This is a genomic window from Candidatus Acididesulfobacter guangdongensis (genome assembly GCA_004195045.1).
In the GTDB taxonomy this organism is placed as follows: Bacteria; SZUA-79; SZUA-79; order Acidulodesulfobacterales; family Acidulodesulfobacteraceae; genus Acididesulfobacter; species Acididesulfobacter guangdongensis.
Genome location: SGBC01000001.1, coordinates 364,172 through 381,994 on the forward strand (window position 1 = coordinate 364,172; position 17,823 = coordinate 381,994).

General features: G+C 30.9%; 15 protein-coding genes. 1 reads left to right on the plus strand and 14 read right to left on the minus strand.

What is annotated here, in order from left to right; all coding sequences use genetic code 11:
- Window positions 1-65: 65 nt before the first annotated feature.
- The 4 genes from EVJ46_01700 to EVJ46_01715 all read right to left on the minus strand — a co-directional run bounded on the left by EVJ46_01700 (window position 66) and on the right by EVJ46_01715 (window position 3,863).
- Window positions 66-1,148: a hypothetical protein gene (locus tag EVJ46_01700; GenBank protein RZD16975.1), complete on the minus strand. Its 1,083-nt coding sequence runs from the start codon at window positions 1,146-1,148 to the stop codon at window positions 66-68.
- Between the two features lie 75 nt (window positions 1,149-1,223).
- Window positions 1,224-2,360, minus strand: coding sequence for a hypothetical protein (locus tag EVJ46_01705; protein ID RZD16976.1), 1,137 nt, complete (start codon window positions 2,358-2,360; stop codon window positions 1,224-1,226).
- 210 nt (window positions 2,361-2,570) lie between these two features.
- Window positions 2,571-2,969 (minus strand): 6-carboxytetrahydropterin synthase QueD, encoded by a 399-nt coding sequence (gene queD, locus EVJ46_01710; GenBank protein RZD16977.1) that lies wholly within the window; start codon window positions 2,967-2,969, stop codon window positions 2,571-2,573.
- 189 nt (window positions 2,970-3,158) lie between these two features.
- The gene (locus tag EVJ46_01715; GenBank protein RZD16978.1) at window positions 3,159-3,863 is read right to left on the minus strand and encodes a hypothetical protein; all 705 of its coding nucleotides are present in this window, start codon (window positions 3,861-3,863) and stop codon (window positions 3,159-3,161) included.
- 264 nt (window positions 3,864-4,127) lie between these two features.
- On the opposite strand from EVJ46_01715, the gene EVJ46_01720 reads away from it, so the two are divergent.
- The gene (locus EVJ46_01720) at window positions 4,128-5,426 is read left to right on the plus strand and encodes a hypothetical protein (protein ID RZD16979.1); all 1,299 of its coding nucleotides are present in this window, start codon (window positions 4,128-4,130) and stop codon (window positions 5,424-5,426) included.
- On the opposite strand, the gene EVJ46_01725 is transcribed toward EVJ46_01720, so the two are convergent.
- The 10 genes from EVJ46_01725 to EVJ46_01770 form a co-directional block, all read right to left on the minus strand.
- Window positions 5,413-6,297, minus strand: coding sequence for a hypothetical protein (locus tag EVJ46_01725; GenBank protein RZD16980.1), 885 nt, complete (start codon window positions 6,295-6,297; stop codon window positions 5,413-5,415). The two genes, EVJ46_01720 and EVJ46_01725, sit on opposite strands and share 14 nt — an antisense overlap.
- Before the next feature lie 7 nt (window positions 6,298-6,304).
- Window positions 6,305-6,949, minus strand: coding sequence for an HAD family hydrolase (locus EVJ46_01730; GenBank protein ID RZD16981.1), 645 nt, complete (start codon window positions 6,947-6,949; stop codon window positions 6,305-6,307).
- A 166-nt stretch (window positions 6,950-7,115) separates the two neighbouring features.
- Window positions 7,116-8,195: a galactose-1-phosphate uridylyltransferase gene (galT, locus tag EVJ46_01735; protein ID RZD16982.1), complete on the minus strand. Its 1,080-nt coding sequence runs from the start codon at window positions 8,193-8,195 to the stop codon at window positions 7,116-7,118.
- A gap of 90 nt (window positions 8,196-8,285) precedes the next feature.
- Window positions 8,286-10,031, minus strand: coding sequence for a hypothetical protein (locus EVJ46_01740; protein RZD16983.1), 1,746 nt, complete (start codon window positions 10,029-10,031; stop codon window positions 8,286-8,288).
- A gap of 1 nt (window position 10,032) precedes the next feature.
- On the minus strand, window positions 10,033-10,809 hold the full coding sequence (locus tag EVJ46_01745) for an ABC transporter (protein RZD16984.1): 777 nt from the start codon (window positions 10,807-10,809) through the stop codon (window positions 10,033-10,035).
- 239 nt (window positions 10,810-11,048) lie between these two features.
- The gene (locus EVJ46_01750) at window positions 11,049-11,906 is read right to left on the minus strand and encodes an SAM-dependent methyltransferase (GenBank protein ID RZD16985.1); all 858 of its coding nucleotides are present in this window, start codon (window positions 11,904-11,906) and stop codon (window positions 11,049-11,051) included.
- Between the two features lie 117 nt (window positions 11,907-12,023).
- A complete protein-coding gene (locus EVJ46_01755) occupies window positions 12,024-13,316 on the minus strand; it encodes an adenylosuccinate synthase (protein RZD16986.1) in 1,293 nt (430 codons plus the stop codon).
- Window positions 13,317-13,416: 100 nt separating this feature from the next.
- Window positions 13,417-14,754 (minus strand): ATP phosphoribosyltransferase regulatory subunit, encoded by a 1,338-nt coding sequence (gene hisZ, locus EVJ46_01760; protein RZD16987.1) that lies wholly within the window; start codon window positions 14,752-14,754, stop codon window positions 13,417-13,419.
- Window positions 14,748-16,325, minus strand: a complete 1,578-nt coding sequence (locus EVJ46_01765; protein RZD16988.1) for a phosphoglycerate dehydrogenase — start codon at window positions 16,323-16,325, stop codon at window positions 14,748-14,750. The genes hisZ and EVJ46_01765 overlap by 7 nt, the downstream gene beginning before the upstream one ends.
- A gap of 217 nt (window positions 16,326-16,542) precedes the next feature.
- The gene (locus EVJ46_01770; protein RZD16989.1) at window positions 16,543-17,685 is read right to left on the minus strand and encodes an alanine--glyoxylate aminotransferase family protein; all 1,143 of its coding nucleotides are present in this window, start codon (window positions 17,683-17,685) and stop codon (window positions 16,543-16,545) included.
- Window positions 17,686-17,823: the final 138 nt, after the last annotated feature.

Consider the following 17,823-nt stretch of genomic DNA (forward strand, 5'->3'; position numbering starts at 1 on the left):
AATTATATATATATACTGTATATTGTATATAATAACAATTTAAAAACTTTAATTCAAGAGAAATTTTATTTTGATAAAAGTAAACTATTCGGCGGTATTATATTTTTAATTTTAGAAGAGTTATGTTTTATTTTTTGATTTATAATATTGCCTATTGGTTTTGCATGTATAGAGAATGTGCCTATTTTATTAAAAATTGTTTTAATCAATGCGACACCGTTTACGAAGTCCTTAAAATTGATTATACTGCTCCGTTCTATACCAGAATTAGATATCAGACTCAACTTGACTTTTCCTTTCATTTTGTTAATATTCTGGATTACATTTCCATACTTATCAACTGGAACAAGTTTTATCATAAATGGTTTACCGGCAGAAATATGAGAAACATTTAGAGAAATATGAAATTTATATAGACCTGCTGGATTTATTTTAATATTTCTGCTTGAGAACACAGGATTTTCACCATCATGCTGAATTTCAAAATTTAATTGGCTCATTCCAGAACGGTCGGAAATAAAATTATAACTGCCGAAGCCGTTCTTAATGGATTGCGGCGGCAATATACGCGGATGCACCTTAAAATTATCGCCTGTAAGAAATACCTTAATTATACTGTTGCTTGGAATATCAACAGGATTGCCGTACTGGTCCTCTGCGTACACTTTAACGTCAAAAGGTTTTCCAGCCGTTACTTCCGAAGGCGATTTTATTTTCAGACTGTTAAAAGGACCAGGATAAATTTTTATCGGAGCGCTTTTGCCTGTTACGCCTTCAAATGAAGACTCTATAAATATCCGTCCTTCTTTTTTATAGGAAATATTGAATTTGACTTCGCCGTTTTTAAATTCAGAGGCAGGCAGACTTATTTTTCTGCCTAAATGCCTGCCGTATTTGACCATTATATCGGATCCGATATTTTTAGCTGCAAAATTAGTTATAATATTGCCGAAGTCGTCAAGAGCGATAATTTTAACGGTAAAATTTTTACCGGCTCTAACGCTATGAGGAGTTATAATTTTATACCTGTCAAGCCTGCCGGGCGTAATGGTAATAGTTAAAAAAGCATAAGAATCGGCGGCGGTAAATATAATCAACATTAAAATAGATAAACAGATAAAAATAGAATATTTTTGGAACAATCTCATAATGAATTCCTCTAAATTTTAAAATTTAAAGCAAAATTTTCATACTGTTAAATTATAAATTAAGTAATTATTTTATTAATAACGATTAATATAATAGAGCAGTTTCCTGTTTTCAGGATCTAACAGATAAGCTTTTTTAAAATTGCTTCTGGATAATTTTAACTTATTACGCTTGAGATGAATAAGACCAAGAATGAAATAAAATTGCCATTTATTATTTTTTATTTTCATTGCCTTTTTAATATAAAATTTTGCTTTATTGTAATTCTTTTTAATATAATAATCAAGTGCGGTATTTGATAAGGCAATATAATTTCTCGGATTAAACAGTATTGATTTTTTAAATTTATTTAACGCTGCGTCGTATCTTTTATTTTTAAATAATGTTATTCCCTCCTGGTTATATTTTTCAGATTTTTTGTATTTATTAATAATATTTATTTCAGGTTTTTTCTTTAATTCGGGAGCGTAATATGGAGCCTCACTATGTGCTTTTTCTATTGTTTTAGCAATATAAACTTTCCGGTATGATTTTTTAAAAGATTTGGCAGAATTATGCTCGGTTTCAATTTTTTTGATTAATTTAATTTTCTTTTTTTTAATAATATTAATATTAGCGCTAATGTTAAAAGGATTGGTATTTTTTTGATAAATAAAAGGCGGATTTGATTTATTAAACTGTGAAAACGAAACCGGCGATGCTAAGCAATCTTTCTTTATTTCATATATTTTTAATTTGGAATAGAATGACAAAAAATGGCTTTTTTTATCATTTTTAAGTATGAAATTAGTGATTATTATCCTATATTTATACTCTAATGCTTTAATAAAATTATATATGCTTATAAACTTACCGCTGCCGGACATACTAAACAGATATATTTTTCCGTATGGATATTTTTTTAATCCTTTATAATGTATGTAAGTTAAATGCAGATTAGAATTAATTGCAGTTTTTGAAATTTTTGAACTGAAAAAATAATTATTTTCTTTAGAAAAATAATTAAAGATTAAAGAGTTAATATTTAATTTTCTTATTTCCGTTTTTTTATTTTTAATATTTAATTTTATATTTTTCAGCAGTAATTCTTTACTGTGCACTATTATTTCTGCCTGTTTTTCTTTCTTAGCAGAAGCATTATAAAATAGGTAGAAAAATACTAAAGAGAGCAATACAGCAAATATAAAAATTAAATTAATATTTTTTTTCAATTTCTGCAGCATATGATAAAATAATTAATAATGTTAGATAAACAGGCATTGCTTGCAGTTATTTAATGATAGCTGCAATATGATATCATCTGTTAATAAATAACTGCCAAAACAACCGCCACAATATAATCTTTTAATATATATAAAAAAATAAGTCAATTTATTTATTGATTTTTAATAAAATATTTTAATTCCACGCTATATAAAATATCATTCATAGTAAGAAGCCATGGATGTTGCAGTTTCATAGACATTTACTTTTTTAACTTTAACATTAATATTCTCGTCTTTATTTTGATTATCTCTATTGTTCTCTAATAATATGTTAAATTCATTAAAAATATATTTCGCAATATTCTCTGCAGAGGGATTAATATTTTCAAAATAGGGCAGCTCATTAATATATTTATGGTCTAATTTTTCCATAATTAACTTTAGATAATTTTTCAGGATTTTAAAATCGACTGCAATTCCTATGCTATTTAATAATTCTGAACATACTACAACTTCAATCTGCCAATTGTGCCCGTGAATGTTTTCGCATTTGCCGTTATATCCGCGCAAATTATGCGCAGACGAAAACATAGATGATATTTTTAATTCATACATTATAATATTTTATACCTGTTTAAATTAAATTATACAAAATAATTTTTATTATTATATTTATAGTATTTAACAGTATTTAACAATAAAAATAAAATTAGAACAATAACATTAATCCTGCAATAGAAAGTTATCTACTCGGAAAAGGTGTCAGACACCTTTTCCTTCACCATCCAACCTTATATTATCTTATCAATATTTGCTGCTTATAATATCAATCTTTGCCTTATTTCTAAGTTTGCGCACCCAAGCTTTTAAATCTGATATGATATTTCTGCCTGACAAGTGTTTTATCGGAATTTCTTTACTTTTATTGAAATTGTTTTCAAAATTTTTTTTATTTTCTAATCTTTTTAGAATAATAGCATTTTTTTTAGATATATTAAAGAAAAGCTTTAAATGTTCTATTATAAATCCCCTTTCAATTAACATATCTTCCATAAAATTTTCGAATTTCACATAATTATACCCGAATATAGCCAAAAAATGTGACAATTTTAAACTTTTATATTTTCTTTTATAATCTTGCATAAATTTTTTTATATAAGAGTTTAAATAGACTTTATTTATGTTTATTATATCAATTTTATGCTCTTCTTTTAGTATTAAAAATCTATTGATATAAATATTTAATAACTTGACTATCTTTTTGTCAGAAAATTTGTCATCAAATGTTTTTTTGCTTCCATATAAGATTCTTCTAAAATTTCCTAAAAAATATATATCGTTTAATGTTACTGGTTTGTTGTCAACTGAAGCTATAATCTCGTCACCCAACTCTGCATTTTCATAGGCATGTCCTCCATCGTTAGCAGGATAATCAGCTTTTAAATTTCCATTTTCAGATTTATAATAATTTAATTTTTTATTTAAATGATTATAAGATTGTCCATACACATGCTTTATAAAAATAAAACCACAGAAAATAATTAAAAAAATAACAGAAAAAACTAATTTATATTTATTAATCATGAATTTTTTGTATAATATATAGATTATATACAATTAAAATTGAAATTATAATTATAATTAATCAATAACAAATATATTATAATCAATCTATTGTTTCTATAATATCATCATTGGCGGACAAAATAAAAATTAATTTAATTCAGCGCTTAGCGCGTAACTTTCTATAATTTATTATAGGGACAAATAATCATGATATATTTATCTACAATATTGATTTTTATTTTAATAATAACATTAATTGCATTTTTTTTATATTATTTTTTACTAAAAAATAAAAGAATTTTCTCAGCGTTTTCAGATGCGGACATAAATAACAAGATTAAAGAAAATGAAAATTTTTTAAAAATTTATAAAAATATACTGCAGCAAGTCACGGACGGTATCGCAGTTATTGATGAAAATAAAAATATTATTTTTGTTAACAGTTCTTTTAGAAAAAATATCCGTTCCGGTTTATCCGATAATGTCGATAGATTTGAACTCTTGACAAGAAATTATGAATTAAATAATATTATAAATAAAATTATAGAAAATAATGATTCGAATATAATCGAAAAAAAAATTTCTTATTTCGATAAAGCTGATGAAAAAATAGTTTCCTGCAAGATTTTTAAAATTAATGAAACTAAATACTATGCGGTAATAATAAGAGATATCACTTATATTCAGAAAATTGAAAATATAAAATCGGCATTTATACAAAATATTTCTCATGAAATTAAAACACCTATAACTGCCATTACGGGTTTCATTGAAACGTTGAAAGACGGCGCATTAGATAATAAGGAAACAGCAGTAAAATTTTTTAATATTATAGACCACCATGCAAAACGTCTCAATTCATTGATTGACGATCTTATAGTTCTTACAAATATTGAAACCGGCGGCGCTTCTCTAAAAATTGAAGAAATAGATCTGATAAATCTAATAGAGAATTCTCTGCAGTTATTTGAAAACGAGATAAGAGCAAAAAATTTAAAAATTATTAAAAATTTAGACTGCTTTGACGGCGCCGCTTTTTTTTCAGATTTTTCAAAAATTAATCAGATTGTCATCAATATGCTTCAGAATTCAGTTAAATATACCGAACATGATGGAAAAATTTCAATTGATTTATATTTTGAAACGAATTCAGGTGCGAATAATATTATAGCGGATTTAAGCGAAACTTCCATAGTCTGGGGAACGATTGATCCTAATGCAGACAATTTTTTATATATTTCCGTTGAAGATACAGGTATAGGCGTCAGCTATCCCAATCTGCTGCGTTTAGGCGAGCGGTTTTTCAGGGTCGACAGTTCTCATTCGGCAGACCCCGGAGGAACAGGGCTGGGGCTGGCAATAATTAAACATATTCTTAAATTGCTTAACGGCACGGCGATACTGCAAAGCAGCCTCGGCAACGGATTCACCTTCACCGTATTAATACCTCAAACCGGCGGCACAAATCGTTTAAACGACAAAGACAATAATATTATGCCGGCATAAAATTAAGCGCCGGAATATTTTTGATTATTTTATGCTTGTATAATAAATCGCAATACAGCATAAACCCTTCTAATTCTTTTTCTCCTAAATCAAAAGTTAAACAATTTGTCCAGTAATCAATCAATTCGTCATATGTAATAAATTTAAAAGAATTATTTTTAAGGAGTCCCTGCGCAATTTCTTCAAGATGCGTAACAGCTTTTTCCTTGGCTTTTATTAAATATTCATAAAAAATATTAAATTCATTTTTATTATTTTCATATGAATCTTTTCTTATTATAAACAAAGCAAAAACAAACGGCAATGATGTAAAATTGTACCAAATTGCCGCAAGATCATACGAATATCCAAAAACGTTTTCATAGTTTTTTTTATATTTTATAGCTTTATCGCCTATTTGCAAGTAAATTTTGGATTTATCCAATTCAGCATCTTCTGACAATTCAATATTTTCATTAGACGGCATAATTAAAAAATTAATTTTATTTATATCTAATTTATAAAATTCAGCAAGCAATATTTTTAGAAGATTAGCGGAAGTAAGCGTTTCAGGCGTTATATATATAGTTTCTGCGTCTGAAAATTCTTCAATTTTTTTCGGAGAAAATAGAAAAATACTATTAACTTTTTTTTTTGAACTAATTGAAACATCTTTGCATAAAATAGAATTTCTATAATGTTCAATATAATAAAAAGACGACGAAGGACTTAAATCAATAACGCCGTTTTTGAGACTCTCGTTTAAAAAAGCGGGCGTACCCTGTTTAAACATCAGAAAATTTAATTTAGTTCCATTTTCTGCAATTTCTTTTTTAAGGAAATAAAATATAGGATACACATTAAGATAGTTAATTTCGCCTATTCTAATCATATGTATATTAAGAAATTATATTTGCAATATGTTCATATAAAAAATCCGGATTAAAAGACCTCAATTCGTCATATTTATGATTTCCCGACGCCACGCTCAGCATAGATACCCCCGCATTTTTTGCAGTCATTATATCAATCGGAGAATCCCCTATGAAGACGGCATCAGATTTTTTGTATCCTGTATTCTCTAATATTTTATTAAGCATTTCAGGGGAAGGTTTACCTTCCATGCCGTCATAAACACCGTATACGTAGTCAAACAATCTGTCTATGTTTAAATGCTTTAGAATATCCCTTGAAATATCGCCTGTTTTGTTTGTAGCAATATTCAGCGATTTGCCTTTATCTTTCAAGTATATAAGAAGCTCTTTCACGCCTTTAATTAATACAGTCTTTTCAAAACAAACCTCTCTATATCTATTCCTAAATATCTTTATTGCTTCATCCTGATTTTCTTTACCAAACATTTCACCGAGCAAATCTTCCAGCGGAACGCCGACATACGACTTAGATTCGCTATCGGACAGCGCTCTTCCTTCAAATTTTAAAAATACGGCATCAAATGCATCGTTTATAGCCTGAAATGAATCTATTAGCGTTCCGTCTAAATCAAATATTATACAATTATATTTATTTATATCTTCAGTCATTTTACTTGTTATACCTTTATAAATTAAGAATTATTTTGTCTGCTATTATTTGTTTGTAATATCTGCTTAATTTTCCGACATGATCAATTATTAATACTTAAAATAAACTATTTTCAGTTTTTAAGTTTAATCTATTAAAAATCTTTTACTGTATTGCCGTTTTGCATTATTTTATAAAATTTTTCATAAAGTCTGCCGTCTCTTCAGGAATTGCGGTATTAATGGACATACCTGTGCCGATTTCAAAACCTGCTTTCATAGTAAGCCGCGGAATAATCCTTAAACTCCAGTGGTAATAATCTTCATTTTCATCTGCAACTGGGGCATTATTGATAACATAGTTGTAATCGGGGTCTCCCAGCGCATTATACATCGCATTCAAAATTTTTTTAACAATAACGCCAAGCTCTTTTATATTATCTAATGAAGCGTTGCTAAAACAAGTTTCATGTTTTAAAGGCATAATCCATGTTTCGAAAGGGCTTTCAGACGCAAACGGATGAAAAACGATAAAATCGTCTGTTTGTAATATTATTCTTCTGCCATCGACAATTTCTGCCTGAATCATGTCGCAAAATATGCACCTGCCCGCTTCGTCATAATAAAATCTTGCCTGCGATATATTATTTCGCAGAGTAAGCGGTATAACGGGCGTAGCGATTATTTGAGAATGCGAATGGACTATAGATGTGCCTGCGTTGGGGCCGTAATTTTTAAATATTATTATATATTTAAAACGTGAATCTTTATGTAAATCGAGGTATCTGTCTCTGTACATAAGAAATAATTCTTGAGCCTGCTTGTCTGAAAAAAAAGGCAACACTTCATTGTGTTTCGGCGTATCTATTACTACTTCGTGCGCTCCGATTCCAGGCTTTACCCTGAATATATCAGTTGCCCGCGGATAAAAATAATCCGCCATAGTAGTAAAAGTATTCGTTTTTGATGCGGAACCAGAAGCCTGTTGTTCCGGTTCCGGCGAAAGAGCCGCAAATTTGTTGGGAATTACTCTTATCCACCAGCCTTTAGAATTTGGACCGGTTCCCGGAGTCCTGTATGATTGTATTTCATGAGGCGCAAAACTTTCATTGCCGGAGCAGAATGGGCAATCTTCCATATATTCAGGCAGATTGCTGCGCTCCTCTTTTTCTTTAGACGATTTTTCAAACTCATGCGGTCTTCTTCGCCTTTCTGTAGAAATAATAACCCACTCACGGGTTGTAGGATTTTGTCTAAGTTCCGACATAACTCAGTTTTTTTAGTTATAATTGTTATAGTTGATATAATTGATATAATTTTACAGAAATATTAGAAACGATAACCGGCTTTCTAATTATTATACAACATAATTGTTATAAAGAAAATCATATATCTGGCAGGAATTATTTACGCTTGAAAAATCGAAATTTAATGATTCCGGATATACGGCAAAAGGAATATTCTGCTCCCCGCCGGCGCCGCCGTGCGCCCCAAGCTGATTTTCAAAATTAACGACATATTCTTTGTTGTATGCTCCAAAAATTATTAAGTCTCCTGAATTTTTAAATCTGCAAAAATCTTTAATAGAGTCTATTATTAATTTTTCTTTATTAAACGCTTCAAGATATTCTATAATATTTCGCAATGTGTCGTTAGAAAGATTTTTAAGATAAATGTTTAATAATTTTTCATCTGCCGCCATATCGTGTTTAAAAAAAGGCTTAAAACCTTCCGAGCCTTTATATGATATAACTACGTCGTTTTTTTTATTTATGCCCATAATAAATCCGATATGTTGAATATCGCATAGCCGTTCGATTAGACCCGGATAAAAGAATTCAATTTCTTCCGTATTCATTTTAATTTTTTTATCAGAAAAATAAATATTTGACATAGGTCCTGAGTTCATTATATATATTACATTTTTATTTTTCCAATCTACAACATTTTTGCTATTGATATTTTTTTTCGTTTCATAATTATATTTAATTTTATTAAATAATTTATCATAGACTGTTTTACAATTATTTTTCTTCAGTAAATCGTCTATATATAAAAATAATCGTTTAAAAATTACATTATAACCCGTATCAAATTCATATACCGTATAATTTTTTTTTATATCGGTATCAGCACCCTTATTTTCGGTTAAAAATTTATTAATAACCGTTTCAAGTTTTTCATCGTTATTTAAATGAACAAACGGCACCGACGGTGTGTGTCCATGGTCAGATATTATAAAAAAATCATACTTTCTTTCCGATTTTTCTAATTCCTTAAAAATATATTTTATTTTGCGATCTATCGCTTTAAGAGTTCTCATTGCACTTATAGAGTAAGGTCCTCTGTGATGGGAAAGCTCGTCATATCCTGTGAAATCCATATATATAGAAGGTACGCCTCTTGAAATATCCATAATTGCGCCAAATGTTTCAATCTCTTTAAATATAACGTTGGATATCGCTCTCGCAAAAGGAAAGATGCCTTCCGGTCTGACAACTCTTTTTTTTATAACATCTAATATTTTTTCATATAATTCAAAAAAAAATTCAAATATTACATAAAAAATTGTTTTTAATAAAGTAAAAATATGAAATATAAATATAATAAAAATATCAAAATGTCTTACTTTTTTTTTAAAAAGATATCTAACCGAAAATGTAGACAATGTAAATGTTGAACGGGAGGCACCTCCCGAAAATAAATTAACATAACTGGAGCCGCCTTTGAGAAGTCCTTTATGGTTTTTAGAAAGCATTGCCTCAATGTGCCCTGCGCTATCCGGTTTTTTAAAGATAATTTCATTTCCGGTATCTTTCTCAATCCATCTGAATCCGGGGATATTTTCGTTATCTCCGTACAGCAATCCTGCTTGAAAAAAAGGAGTATCGCTTGGAACGCCGGTGAAATAATCGGTTAACAGATAATCTTTTTTAAGGACCATTTTTTTTAAAAAGGGCATTAAATTATACTCAAATGCTTTATCTAAAGCTTTTTTAGAAAGTCCGTCTATCTGAAAAATAACAAACCCTTTCTCGTTTATAGGTTTTGTTATTTTTATCTTTCTTATCGATTTACTAAATATCTTTAAATTAATTTTCATATTAATTTTCTTCTTTTTCAAAAAAATAATTTGCCGATAGAACCATGATTACCAAAAACAAAGCTAAAAATATTAAACTTATAGATATTGAAATTTCAGGTACGAATATACTTTTTGCCTTATTGTAAAAAAATATATATTTCAACAAATCAACGGAATATGTTATAGGGTTTATGTAGGCTAAAATTTTCAGGAATAAGGGAAACTTTTTTATTGGATATAATGCACCGCTTACGAAAAACATAGGCTGCACTATCAGGTTGATAATTGAATTAAATCCTTCAAACGACGTCATTCTTGATGCTATTAAAATCCCAAAAGCAGTAATGGATGATGAAATTAAAAAAAGAGCAACAAGAGTTAACAAAAACGCACTAATAGATAAATTGATGCCGAAAAATGGAGCAAACACTAAAATAATCAAACCTTGAGACGTGCTTATTATGCTGCCTGAAGTAATTTTTGCATAGACAAATGTTTTTCTTGAAACCGGAGAAACAAGAATTTCCTTTAAAACTCCAAATTGACGGTCCCATATAATTGAAATTGCGGAAAAAATAGACCTGAAAAGAACGGTCATCACAAGAATTCCCGGAAATATAAAATCAATATAGGAACCGTGTTTTAGTTTAACTAAGGTTGAAATGCCGTAGCCGACAAATAGCAGCCATATTACCGGTCTAGAAAGATCCGTTATAAGCCTTGATTTCTGTCTTGTAAACTTTAGCAGTTCGCGCTTATTTATGGCATAAAACGCTTTTAATTCGCTTTTTAGCATACTTAGATTTTATTTTTAAAGTCATTATACTTAGCAACACTAAAACTGGAAATAACGCCTTTCTTTTCTTCTTAGATTTTATTTTTAAAGTTAATTATAATTAGCAGTTTATTTATTTTATCTATATAATATTATAATATAAAATCCCTATGCATAATATATCAATAATCTAATTTCAATTTGCTAAAAAATGAACATTGTATGTTTAAGTATAGTTATTTATATTTGACATATTTGAATTACTTCGTTGCTGTTATTAAAAATTCAGTTCTGGATATAAAAATACTCTCTGAAGAATTTAAATAAGCCAAACAATTATTAAGTCCTCTATGAAAATCTGAAGGGCTTATAAATTTATGTTCAAATAATTTATCTTTTACAAGTTCAAGCTCTGCGCTTAATGCTAAAAAAGCATCCTTTGTCTGTTTAAAATAATCGCGGCAATCTTTTTTTAAAACAAAAAATGTTGAAGTAAAGGGTTTTATTTCAACATTTTTAAATCCTGTTTGAAATAAAAAGTAAGGTAATTTTTTTGACACATTCCTGTCGCCGCCGCATTGTTTTTGAAATTTTTCATAACTTTCAAAAACATTTTTAGTTTCCGGCGGCAATTCCGGATAAAAAACATTCATGTCGTCTTCAACGTCTATAATAACTATTTTAGAATCAGTTTTCATTATTTTTTTTAATTCTGACAAAAACAGTTCTACGCGGCTTACATGCTGCAATACATATCTGGCAAATAAAATATCTGAAATAGAATTTTTTAAGGGCAGGGCGAATACATCGGCGCATATCGGATTAAAATTATTTTCTTCGAATAATCTTTTAGCTATCGTTAAGCCCTTATTGTCCACATCTATACCGATATATTTACGGTATTTCCTTTGTAAGTTTAAAATTAGCGGTATTATTCCGAGACCTGTCCCCACATCTACCGCAGTGCCGTCATTACAATTTTCCGGATATGGGATGCTATTAAGTTCATGCAGCAAAAAATTAGCTGTATAGCAGGATTGAAGCGCTAAAAAACGTAAATTTTCAGGAATGTCTTTTTTATTGTATATTGCTCTGAACTTTTCTATTATTGATAACAATTTATTTTTTTAACAATATATTTATACAAACATAATAAAAGTAAAATGTTTAACTTTTGGCAATGAGAAACGGAAGACTAATAATAGATAAAAAATAAGAAAATGAATAGAATCTGATTAAAATATTTCTTTAAGTGTGACAGTCTGCATTCTGTCTTTTCCTATTGAAAAAATGTTTATAGGTATCTCAGTTATCTGTTCAAGTCTTACGAGGTACTTTTGCGCATTCACCGGCAAATCCTTAAATTGTTTTATAGTGCCGATTTCTTCGTTCCAACCTTCAGCTTCTTCGTAAACAGGAGTTATATCTTTAAAATCATCTGATAAATAAGGGAGATGATTTATAATTGAACCCTTAAAAAGATAGCCTGTGCAGATATTGATTTTTTTTAAACCGGACAGCACGTCAAGCTTAGTGACAACCATACCTGTAATGCCGTTGAGATATTTTGCGGTTTTTATCATATTAGCGTCGAACCATCCGCATCTTCTTGGTCTTCCCGTAACAGAACCGTATTCTTCACCTTTATCTCTTATGGCGTCTCCAAGTCCTTCTTTAAGTTCTGTCGGAAAATATCCTTCGCCGACTCTTGTAGTATAAGCTTTGGTTATACCGATAACTTCATCTATTTTTGTAGGACCTATTCCTACACCCGCTAATGAACCGCCTGCAACAGTATTTGAAGAAGTAACGTAAGGATATGTACCGTGGTCTACATCTAAAAAAGTTCCCTGCGCCCCTTCAAGCATTATGTTTTTCCCTGCATCTATGCTTTTATTAATAAATTCTGAAGAATCTATCAGATAATCCTTAAGTTTATTTCCATACTCAAAGTATTCATTTATAAGCTCATCCGGATTAAATATATTTTCGCATAATACATTTTCAAACAGATAATTTTTTTCCTTAAGACTGAGGATGATTTTTTCATATAACACATCTTTTTTAGTAAGGTCTATAGCCCTGATTCCGATTCTTGCCACTTTATCTTCATAAGCAGGACCTATTCCTCTTCCGGTAGTGCCTATCATTCCCGCACCCCTTAATCTTTCACGGGCTATATCTAACCTTTTATGGTACGGCATAATAATATGACATTTATGCGAAATATAAAATCTTCCTTTAATCTTTATATTAATTTTTTGCAGCGCTTCCAATTCTTCAAATAGAACGATAGGGTCTATTACTACGCCGTTACCAAGAATGCAAATCTTATCTTCGTTAAGTATACCGGAAGGGACAAGCCTGAAAACTAAGCTGATATCGCCCGTAACTACGGTGTGTCCGGCATTATTGCCGCCTTGATACCTTGCAATTATATCCGCATTTTTAGACAAAAGGTCTACGATTTTGCCTTTACCTTCGTCGCCCCATTGAAGACCTACAACTATAATATTTTTTTTTCTCATAATTTTATTATTTAAGATTATATAATAATTTAATTTTAAATCTTTAATTTACCTATTTATTACCTATTTGCCCAGCTTATACTGTGCTGCCGCGCTTATGCTACAACGTTTCCGAAGCATGTTCGTTATGTATGTTTATTATATACTTTTTAAATTCTTCAAGAGAATAAAAATTGATTTTACTTAAATCTTTTATGTTTTGATAGGAAATAATATTTTTTTCTTTTTCGGCATTATTTTTATCATTATATATATAGACTAAGTTATCAATGTTATTCTTCTTCATGTATTCAATGTGTTCAATGTAGCCGTACTCCATATAATTAATTTCCGATTTATATCCCGCTTCTTTCAAGAAATTGTTCAACTCGACGGAAATTACATAATCAGCTGTTTTGTTTGCTACCACAAACTCATTATGCTTTACGTTTGTTCTGTTTATACCAAGCAATTCTGAAATTATATCTAAATTTATGGCAAATCCTGCACCGGCATAACTTTGACCAAAAGATTTCGAAAGATTATTATACCTTCCTCCGCCTAACAGTTCATAGCCGATACCTGACGCATAACATTCGAAAATTGTTCCGGTATAATAATGCAACCGGCGAACCTCGCCGAGATCAACCGTAATATAATCGTTTAATCTGTATGTTTTAATGTACGATATTATTCTTTCTATATTTTCAATCGCTTTTTTTGACCTGTCATTATCCGCCATCTTCCAAGCCTTTTTTATAATATCTTCCTCGCCGAACATGAAAGGCAGCTCTTTAATAATATCCTTTTTTTTATCGCTTAAATTTACATTTTCAAGTATACCTGTCAAGGATGAAACGTCTTTTCTTACAACGCAATATTCTATTTTTTTACTTATGTCTTCATCTAAATCAGAAATTATGCCCTTAAAAAATTCAACATTGCCTATGTCAACATTAAAATCTTTAATCTTTAATTTTTTTAACGATTCTATTGCCATAACTATAAGTTCCGCATCGCTTTCCGGCGAATCAGGTCCTATCAGTTCAACGCCTGCCTGCCATATTTCTCTGTGTTTGCCGCTTACTATGTCTATATTTCTCAACACAGGTCCGCAATAAGAAAATTTAAAAGGCAAAACATTAGAATTGATAACGGCGGAACTTAATCTCCCGATTTGTAACGTAAAATCGCTTCTGAAAGATAAAAGTTCTCCAGATCCTACATCAACAACTTTAAATAAATTATTGACATCGGAACTTATCCTCAAAGTGTCAACAAGTTCAACACTCGGGGTTATAACCCTTTTATATCCCCATTTAGAAAATTCGTTAAGCAGTACCCTGGACGATTCTGTGATTACCGCCGCTTCATACGGCAAAAAATCCTTAGTGCCGGCAGGCGGCTGCGTTCCTAATTTTATATTATTTTTATTCACTCTGATTATATTAATTATAATTCAAGGTATTGCGCACGTAAAATGTTAGGTTCTGCTAATAATTCATTTATAACGGTGCTATCGGCTTTTGAATCAAGCTGCAATATAGAAATAGCCTGCTCTTTATCTCTGCCTAAGTGCATCCTTGCTATATTTATATTATTTTTCCCTAAAACTTTGCCTATGGAAGCGATAACCCCTGATTTATCAAGATTAAATATTGCCAAAATATGACCTTCGGGAATAGCTTCTATTGCATAATTATTAATTTTAACAATCCACGGATTCTTTTTGCCGAATATTGCGCCTGTTATAACAAAAGTTTCTGCGTCTGTTGATACCGAAACGGTAATTGTGCTGGTATAGTCAAGATTAGAATCTGATTTTGCCTCCACTACCGTTATTCCGCGTTTTTTTGCCGTTTCATTTGCATTTATATAATTAACGTCTTCTCCTAAAAGCGGATATAGCAGACCCTTTATAATATTTGGAGTAATGGCAGAAACGTTATGGTTGGCAACGATACCGTTGTAATCTATCTTAACTGATTTAATAGCGCCGGTAACTAAATTTCCTGTAAGTTTGCCTAATTTTTCTCCCAATGTTAAATAAGGTCCTACTATTTCCAATTCCTCTTTTGTAACCGAAGGAACATTTACGGCATTTTTTATAGTACCGTTAAGCAAGTAATCGACTATCTGATTGCAAACAGCCACTGCGACGTTTACCTGTGCTTCGACCGTGGATGCGCCAAGATGCGGAGTTACAATTAAATTGTCCAATGTAAGCAGAGGGTTGTCAACCGGAGGTTCAACCTCAAAAACATCTAATGCGCAGGACGCTACTTTTTTAGATTTTAATGCTTCATAAAGGTCAACTTCATTTATTATACCGCCTCTTGCAATATTGAGAAGCCTCACGCCGTCTTTCATTTTTGCAATAGTTTCTTTGTTTATCATACCTTTTGTTTCTTTGGAAAGCGGGGTATGCACGCTTATATAATCCGATTTTTCATAAATTTCATCTAAACCGACATAGTTAATTTCAAGTTCCTGAGCTTTTTCTTTGGAAAGAAACGGGTCATATCCTATAACATTCATACCAAAGCATTTTGCTCTTTTATTTAATGTCTGTCCTATATTTCCTAAACCTATTATACCTAATGTCTTGCCATATACCTCAACGCCCTGAAATTTGCTTTTCTCCCATTTGCCTTCTTTAATAGATAAAAAAGACTGAGGAATATATCTTGACATTGCAAGAAGCATACCGAAAGTAAGCTCAGCCGTAGTAACAGTATTACCGCCCGGCGTATTCATTACAACAATTCCTGCGGCGGTTGCTGCAGCTTTATCGACATTGTCTAATCCGCTGCCTGCTCTGCCGATAACTTTAAGATTTTTAGCGGCTTCAATTATATCTTTGGTAAGTTTTGTTGCGCTCCTGATAACTATGCCGTGATATTCATGTATTATTGATTTAAGCTCTTCGGGCTTTAATCCTACTTTGACATCAACCTGAATTTTACCGGTTTTGGATAATATATCGATACCTTCTTTAGAAAGTTTATCACTCACAAGAACTTTTAGCATATTAATGTCTCCTCCGAATTTATTTATTACGATGACAATAAAACTGCACTAAATGAGAAATGAATATGAAAATCTATTTATTTTATTATTTTTAGCGCTTTCATCAAACGCCCGCAGATAAAAAACAACATAACGCAGGAACACTGTATTCCTGCGCTTATATCGGTTTTATACTGCATTTATTTAATAAAATAAATTAAACAAATATTATTGATAATTATGCGCCGAAGAGAGCCTCTTGAGCTGCTTTCAGTCCGGCACCAGATTCAAATTTATAGCCGAGTTCTTTCAATACTGCTTCTAATGCTGAAATAACCGTTATAACATCAAAACAGCCTGCATATCCTAAATGGGCAATTCTGAATATTTTGCCTTTAACTGCATCCTGTCCGCCTGCTATAGTTATGCCGTATTTTTCTCTAATTAATTTAGTAATCTTTCCGGCATCTATACCTTCAGGCGCCCAAACAGCCGTGAGCGCATTAGAGGGTTCATCGACGGGATATAATTTTAAACCTAAAGCCTGAACCGCTTTTTTTGTGGCATTCGCTAAACTCGCATGCCTCTTAAACACATGTTCTAATCCTTCCTCTTTAATTTCTTTTAAAACTTCCCTCAGTCCAACAATAAGCTGGACATTAGGCGTATATGCATTTTGATTCTTTTCTAAAGATTTCTTTTCTTTTTTAAAATTAAAATAATATTTGGGTAAATCTGATTGTTCAACAAAAGACCATGCTTTTTCGCTTAGTGAAGCAAAAGCAAGTCCGGGAGGAAGCATAAGAGCCTTTTGGGAGCCGGTAACCACGACATCTATACCCCATTCGTCCTGAGGAATATTAACCACGCCGAGGGCTGTTATGGCATCAACTACCAGTATTGTGTTAGCTCTTTTTTTTACTATTTCGGCTATTTCTTTTACAGGATGGTATACTCCCGTGGATGTTTCAGAAGCCTGAATATACACAGCTTTAATTTCAGGGTCGTTATTCAGCGCATCTTCTATAGCCTTTGGAGAAACTGCATGCCCCCATTCTACATCAAGTGCCTGAACGTTAACAGAATATGCTTTGCAGATATCAAACCATCTTTCTCCAAATTTCCCGCCTCTTACTGCTATAGCATGGTCGCCTTTAGAAAGCAAATTTGATACGCACCCTTCCATTGCACCGGTACCGCTTGACGTAAAGATTAAAACTTCATTTTTCGTCTGAAATAGATACTTTAAATTGTCTCTTACTTCTTGCAATACAACAGAATATTCAGGTGCTCTGTGATGAATAATTGGAAGCGACATCTCCGCCAGTACGCGCTCTGGAACTGGCGTAGGTCCCGGTGCTAACAGATATTTTTTCTGCATCTTTAAAACCCCTCATTTTTAATGATTATTTTTTTGTTTATTAACTATATTTTATATTTTTATATATTTTAATTTGATTTAAAAAATTATAATATATTATAATATTAAGAATAAACATATTACACTGCTATCACAATA